This is a genomic window from bacterium, from assembly GCA_028821235.1.
Lineage (GTDB): Bacteria > Actinomycetota > Acidimicrobiia > Spongiisociales > Spongiisociaceae > Spongiisocius.
The window spans coordinates 1-5,131 of the sequence record JAPPGV010000150.1 but is presented as its reverse complement, the minus strand read 5'-3'; the positions used below and the strand labels follow the sequence as shown (position 1 = coordinate 5,131).

The following is a 5,131-nucleotide window of genomic DNA, read 5'->3' as shown; positions in this document are numbered from 1 at the left end:
GAGGAGCTCAACCCGTTCCTGGGCCTCCGGGGAATCCGGCTCACGCTGGCCCGCCCCCAAATGATGCGCGACCAACTGCGGGCGCTGCTCCGAGCGGGGACCGAGGGCCGTCTGGCCATCATGGCGCCTATGGTGTCGGGCATTGCCGACCTCATGGCCTTCCGGTCGGCGCTGGCCGAGGCGGAGCAGTCGCTGGCCGCCGACGGCCTGCCGTTCGCCGCGGACTACCAGGTCGGGATCATGATCGAGATACCGTCCGCCGCCCTGGTCGCCTCCCGGCTCGCGCCACACGTCGACTTCTTCTCCATCGGGACCAACGACCTGACGCAGTACACGCTGGCGGTGGACCGGACCAACCGGGAGGTCGCCGACCGGGCCGACCATCTCGATCCGGCCGTCCTGAGGCTGATCGGGGAAACCACTTCGGCAGCCGGGGCCGCCGGGCCCTGGGTGGGCGTCTGCGGCGAGATGGCCGGCGACCCCGTTGCCACCCCGATCCTGATCGGGCTGGGCGTCAAGGAGCTGTCGGTGGCCATCCCTTCGGTGCCCACCATCAAGGAACGGGTCCGCAGCCTGAGCCACGACAGCTGCCGGGAGTTGGCCGACGAGTGTCTAGAGGCAGCCGACGCCGCCCAGGTGCGACGGATACTCGAAGGGGCGTGAGGCCAGTCGCCGGCGGCGAGTGGCGAGTGGCGAGTGGTCAGCCCTCTTCGGACAGCAAATCCCTGAAGTCCTCCAGGACCTCGCCGGCATCGTCGCCATCCACCTCGATCGTGACCGTGGTGCCCAGCGTGGCGCCCAGCTTGAGGATCCCCAGCATGCTCTTGGCGTTGACGGTCTTGTCGTTGGCCGTGACGGATATGTTCGAGGCCGACGCCTTGGCCCGCTTCACGAACTCGGCGGCCGGGCGGGCGTGGAGACCCGCCGGGTTGGTGATGGTGATCTCTTCTCTCATCCTGCTAATCCGATCCGAGCGGGCAACGAACCCTAGCAATCCGAATCCGGAAGAACGCGAAAACCGCGGCGAAACACCCCCCGCCCGATGGGCCCACCCCCACCGCCACCACCTTGGGTCCGAGGCGCGTCCGGCCCTACCCCGGGATGGGGCCACCTCGGACGATATGATCCCTCCGTCAGCCCGGTCGACGTCGCACGCAGACTGCTAGTGATTACGGTCATCCGTTAACATAAGGCGGCATTGTGACACGATCAACCCCCTTGTTGGATGATTGCAGTATCTCGAGACTGAAGTACGTCCAGACCGGCCTAGGGATAGCCGCGGCACCGAGCACGAAGAACGATGGGTCCGGGGCACTAGGATTGCGCCGCATCCCCGGAACCCTTATCCGTGCGACGAAGGACCGAGAAGTTTGAGCCTCCCGTTTCCCGACATCTCCAGGAACCTCTTCGACCTGAGCGGCTATTGCAGCATCGTCACCGGGGCCGGACAGGGCATCGGCAAGGCGCTGGCCACCGGCTTCGCGCACGCCGGTAGCGACTTGGTGCTCGTGGATCTCAACGGCGCTGTCCTGGAGACCACTGCTGCCGAGATCGGGGAGATCGGTCACGGGGTGGCGACGGTAGTGGCCGATGTCACCGCACCCGACACCCCCGAGCGGATCGTGGCCGCGGCCAAGGGCCTGGGCGGGCGGATCGACGTGCTGGTCAACAACGCCGGGATCATGGGCTACGCCGACATCGTCGGGATCACCGACGAGCAGTGGGACCAGATGTACGGGATCAACCTGAAGGCCCCCATGCGGATCATGCGGGCGGTGCTCCGGGAGATGGTGGACGCCGGGCGGGGCAGCGTCATCAACATCGGTAGTTCGTGGTCGTCCAGGGCCTCGGTGTTCAACCAGAGCGGTGGAGGCGTCGACTACTGCTCGGCCAAGGCAGCCCTGCAGTCGTTGAGCAGGGGGGCTGCCCAGGACGTGGCGCCGCACGGCGTCCGGGTGAACGCGATCGCCCCCGGCGCGGTCGATACTCCCATGCACGCCCACCACCGCGACTACCTGTTCGAATACGAGAAGTACATCCCGCTGGGCCGGATGGAAGTGGCCGAGGACCTGGTGGGACCCGCCATCTTCCTGGCGTCGGATGCCGGGGCTTACGTCACCGGCCAGACCATCCATGTCAACGGCGGCCTGCTGATGGTGGACTGACAGCGGGACCACGAGAGGAGCGAAACCGTATGTTCACGAGAGATCAGGTCCTGGAGCGGCTCCGGGCGACCCTGGCGAGCGGGAGCCCGATCATCGGCGCCGGCGCCGGTACGGGGATATCGGCCAAGTTCGCCGAGGCGGGAGGCGCCGACCTGATCCTCATCTACAACTCCGGCAAGTACCGGATGGCGGGTCACGGGTCCAACGCCGGCCTGCTGCCGATCGGGGACGCCAACGCCATCGTCATGGAGATGGGAGAGCGGGAGGTGCTCCCGGTCGTCAAGGACACGCCAGTGATCGCGGGAGTGAACGGCACCGACCCCACGCGGGTCATGGATCGGTTCCTCGGCGGGCTCGAGGCGATGGGCTTCTCCGGAGTGATCAACTTCCCGTCCATCGGTTACACGGACGGGCGCTGGAGGGAAAGCCTGGAAGCCACCGGATTCGGCCTGGACCGGGAGGTCGAGATGCTGCGGACCGCCTCGGAACTCGGCCTGTTCACCATGTCCTACTGCTACGAGGCTCATGAGGCGGCCGCTTTCGCCGAGGCGGGAGTGGACGTGATGGTCGCCCACCTCGGCCTCACCACCGGCGGCAGTATCGGCGCCACCGACTCCTTCACCATGTCACTCGACGCCTGCATCGATCAGGCCGTGGAGACCAGGGAGATCTCCGAGGCGATCAATCCCGACATCATCGTGGTGCTGCACGGAGGACCGCTGGAGGGCCCCGAAGAGGTCGGGACGGTGATGCGTGGATCGGGCTGCTACGGGTTCGTGGGCGCCTCCACGATGGAGCGCCTGCCGACCGAGGTGGCCATCGAGAGCACGGTCCGCTCCTTCAAGAGCGTGACCATCTGAGCACCCGCCCCGCCCTGCCCGAAGTGTGGTGATCGTGGACTGCAGGCCATGAGCAGGGTCGTGGTTGCCGGCGCCTTCGATACGAAGGCCGAGCCGCTCGGTCTGCTGGTGGAGGAGCTCCGTAGCCTCGACGCTTCCCCCATCACCATCGACATCGGCGTTTTCGGCGGTGACCATGGCTACGACCACCCCGCCGAAGCCGTGGCGGAAGCCGCCGGATATTCCCTCGAAGAGTTGCCTCCGCTCGGCAGGGCGGGGGCGGTGTCGGCCATGGCCACGGGGGCGGCCCGCATCCTCCGGCAACTGGTGGACGGAGGCGAGGTGGGAGCGCTGGTCTGCATGGGCGGCTCCAACGCGGCGGCGGCCTTCTCCGTACTGGCGCCCATCGTCCCCATCGGCGTCCCGAAGATCCTGATGGCGACCTCGGTGGCCGGCGAGACCAGGGCACTGGTCCACGGCGGCGACGTGACCATGCTCTACCCCATCCTCGACATCGAGGGCGACAACCGGATCCTGCGGAGCATGATCAGCCGCCTGGCCCACGTGTCGGTAGCGCTGCTGCGCGCGGGCGGGGAACACCCCGTGAGCGCGCCCGAGGACTCGGTCGCCCTGACCATGTACGGCGTCACCAACCCCTGCGTGGCCAACTGCCGCGAGCTCCTGGTGGATCGCGGCCTAGAGCCGCTGGTGTTCCACGCCAACGGCACGGGAGGCCGCTCCTTCGAGTCGTTCGTGAGCCAGGGCCTGGTCGCGTCCGCCATCGACGTGACCATCAGCGAGGTGGCCGACGAGCTGTTCGGGGGCCTGTGGCCGGCAGGATCCGACCGCCTCACCGGCGCATCCCGATCCGCCGTCCCGCAGGCCATCGCCCCGGGTGCGATCGACATGATCTGCCTGGGTCCCCTGGCAAACCTGCCGGAGCGCTTCCGGAACCGGCTCCACGTGGCGCACAACGACCTGGTCACCCTCGTGCGCACCACCCCGGAGGAGAACCACCGGCTCGGCCGGACGGTGGCGGAACGCCTCGGGGCCCCTGGAGCGGCCACCTCGGTGCTGGTACCGATGAGGGGCGTCTCGCAGCTCGACATCGAGGGAGGCGCGTTTCACGACCCCGGATCCGTGGAGGCCTTCGCCGAGGGTGTCGCGTCCGGGCTCCCGCCCCACTCCCCCGTATCGTTGGTGCGGATGGATCACCACATCAACGACCGGGAGTTCGCCGAGGCGCTGGTCGCGGCGGTCGATCCGGTGCGGGCTCGATGACCGACCACCGGGTAGACGAGTCCGGGGGAGGTCGTTGATGAGCTTCGAGAACCTGCTGCGTCCCGGCTACATCAACCGGATGCACATGCGAAACCGGATCATCGTCGGCCCCATGGAGAAGTCGCTCGCCAACCTCGACGGGTCGCTGAACGAGCGCTACATCGCCTACGCGCGGCGGCGCGCCATGGGCGGGGCGGCGCTGATCCAACTCGAGTCGACCTACGTGTCGCCGGAGGGTCGGGGGAACCCGTACCAGGTGGGCTGCCACGGGGACCACGTCATCCCGGCCCTCACCCGGATGGCCGCAGAGATCCACGCGCACGGCGCCAAGCTGGCCATGGAACTCCACCACGGGGGCCGCCAGGCCTCCGTCGCCACCCACCATCGCCAGCCCATCGCTCCGTCTGCCATACCATCCGGCATGATGGATCCGGGCACGGTTCCCCGCGAGATGACGGCGGCCGACATCCGCCGGGTGATCGGAGACTTCGCCAGGGCCGCCGAGCGATGCCTGGCGGCGGGTGTCGACATGATCCACCTCCACGGCGCGCACGGCTACCTGCTCGGCCAGTTCCTGTCGCCGCAGTCGAACCGTCGCACCGACGGCTACGGAGGGCCCCTGGCCGGCCGCGCCCACTTCCCCCTGGAGGTTCTCGCCGCCGTCCGGGAGGTGGTCGGGCCCGATTACCCGGTCGGCTACCGGATGTCGGCGGCCGAGTACGTGGAGGGTGGCCTGGAGGCGGACGAGTCGGCCCGCTTCGCGGTCATGCTCGCCGACGCCGGGATCGACCTGATCGACGTGGCCGGAGGCACCTACGAGTCGATGTCGATGATCTTCCAGGGACC

Annotated in this window: 6 protein-coding genes; 5 read left to right on the top strand and 1 reads right to left on the bottom strand. The window is 68.3% G+C overall.

Annotation, left to right across the window (positions count from 1 at the left end):
• Positions 1-663: phosphoenolpyruvate--protein phosphotransferase (locus OXK16_15610; GenBank protein MDE0377369.1), on the top strand; the 663-nt coding region annotated here is incomplete at its 5' end.
• Positions 664-700: 37 nt separating this feature from the next.
• Here OXK16_15610 and OXK16_15605 read toward each other — a convergent pair.
• Positions 701-955: an HPr family phosphocarrier protein gene (locus OXK16_15605; protein ID MDE0377368.1), complete on the bottom strand. Its 255-nt coding sequence runs from the start codon at positions 953-955 to the stop codon at positions 701-703.
• Between the two features lie 415 nt (positions 956-1,370).
• Here OXK16_15605 and OXK16_15600 point away from each other — a divergent pair, with 415 nt between their 5' ends.
• From OXK16_15600 to OXK16_15585, 4 genes are all read left to right on the top strand, one after another.
• Positions 1,371-2,165 (top strand): SDR family NAD(P)-dependent oxidoreductase, encoded by a 795-nt coding sequence (locus OXK16_15600; protein MDE0377367.1) that lies wholly within the window; start codon positions 1,371-1,373, stop codon positions 2,163-2,165.
• A gap of 29 nt (positions 2,166-2,194) precedes the next feature.
• A complete protein-coding gene (locus OXK16_15595; GenBank protein ID MDE0377366.1) occupies positions 2,195-3,025 on the top strand; it encodes a phosphoenolpyruvate hydrolase family protein in 831 nt (276 codons plus the stop codon).
• Positions 3,026-3,073: 48 nt separating this feature from the next.
• Positions 3,074-4,285, top strand: coding sequence for a Tm-1-like ATP-binding domain-containing protein (locus OXK16_15590; protein ID MDE0377365.1), 1,212 nt, complete (start codon positions 3,074-3,076; stop codon positions 4,283-4,285).
• A 37-nt stretch (positions 4,286-4,322) separates the two neighbouring features.
• Positions 4,323-5,131 (top strand): NADH:flavin oxidoreductase (locus OXK16_15585; GenBank protein MDE0377364.1); only part of this gene is annotated, 809 nt, incomplete at its 3' end.

Excerpts from the sequence above, each read along its gene's own strand:
- OXK16_15605 (MDE0377368.1), bottom strand. The coding sequence starts at position 955 with ATGAGAGAAGAGATCACCATCACCAACCCGGCGGGTCTCCACGCCCGC.
- OXK16_15595 (MDE0377366.1), top strand. The coding sequence starts at position 2,195 with ATGTTCACGAGAGATCAGGTCCTGGAGCGGCTCCGGGCGACCCTGGCG.
- OXK16_15590 (MDE0377365.1), top strand. The coding sequence starts at position 3,074 with ATGAGCAGGGTCGTGGTTGCCGGCGCCTTCGATACGAAGGCCGAGCCG.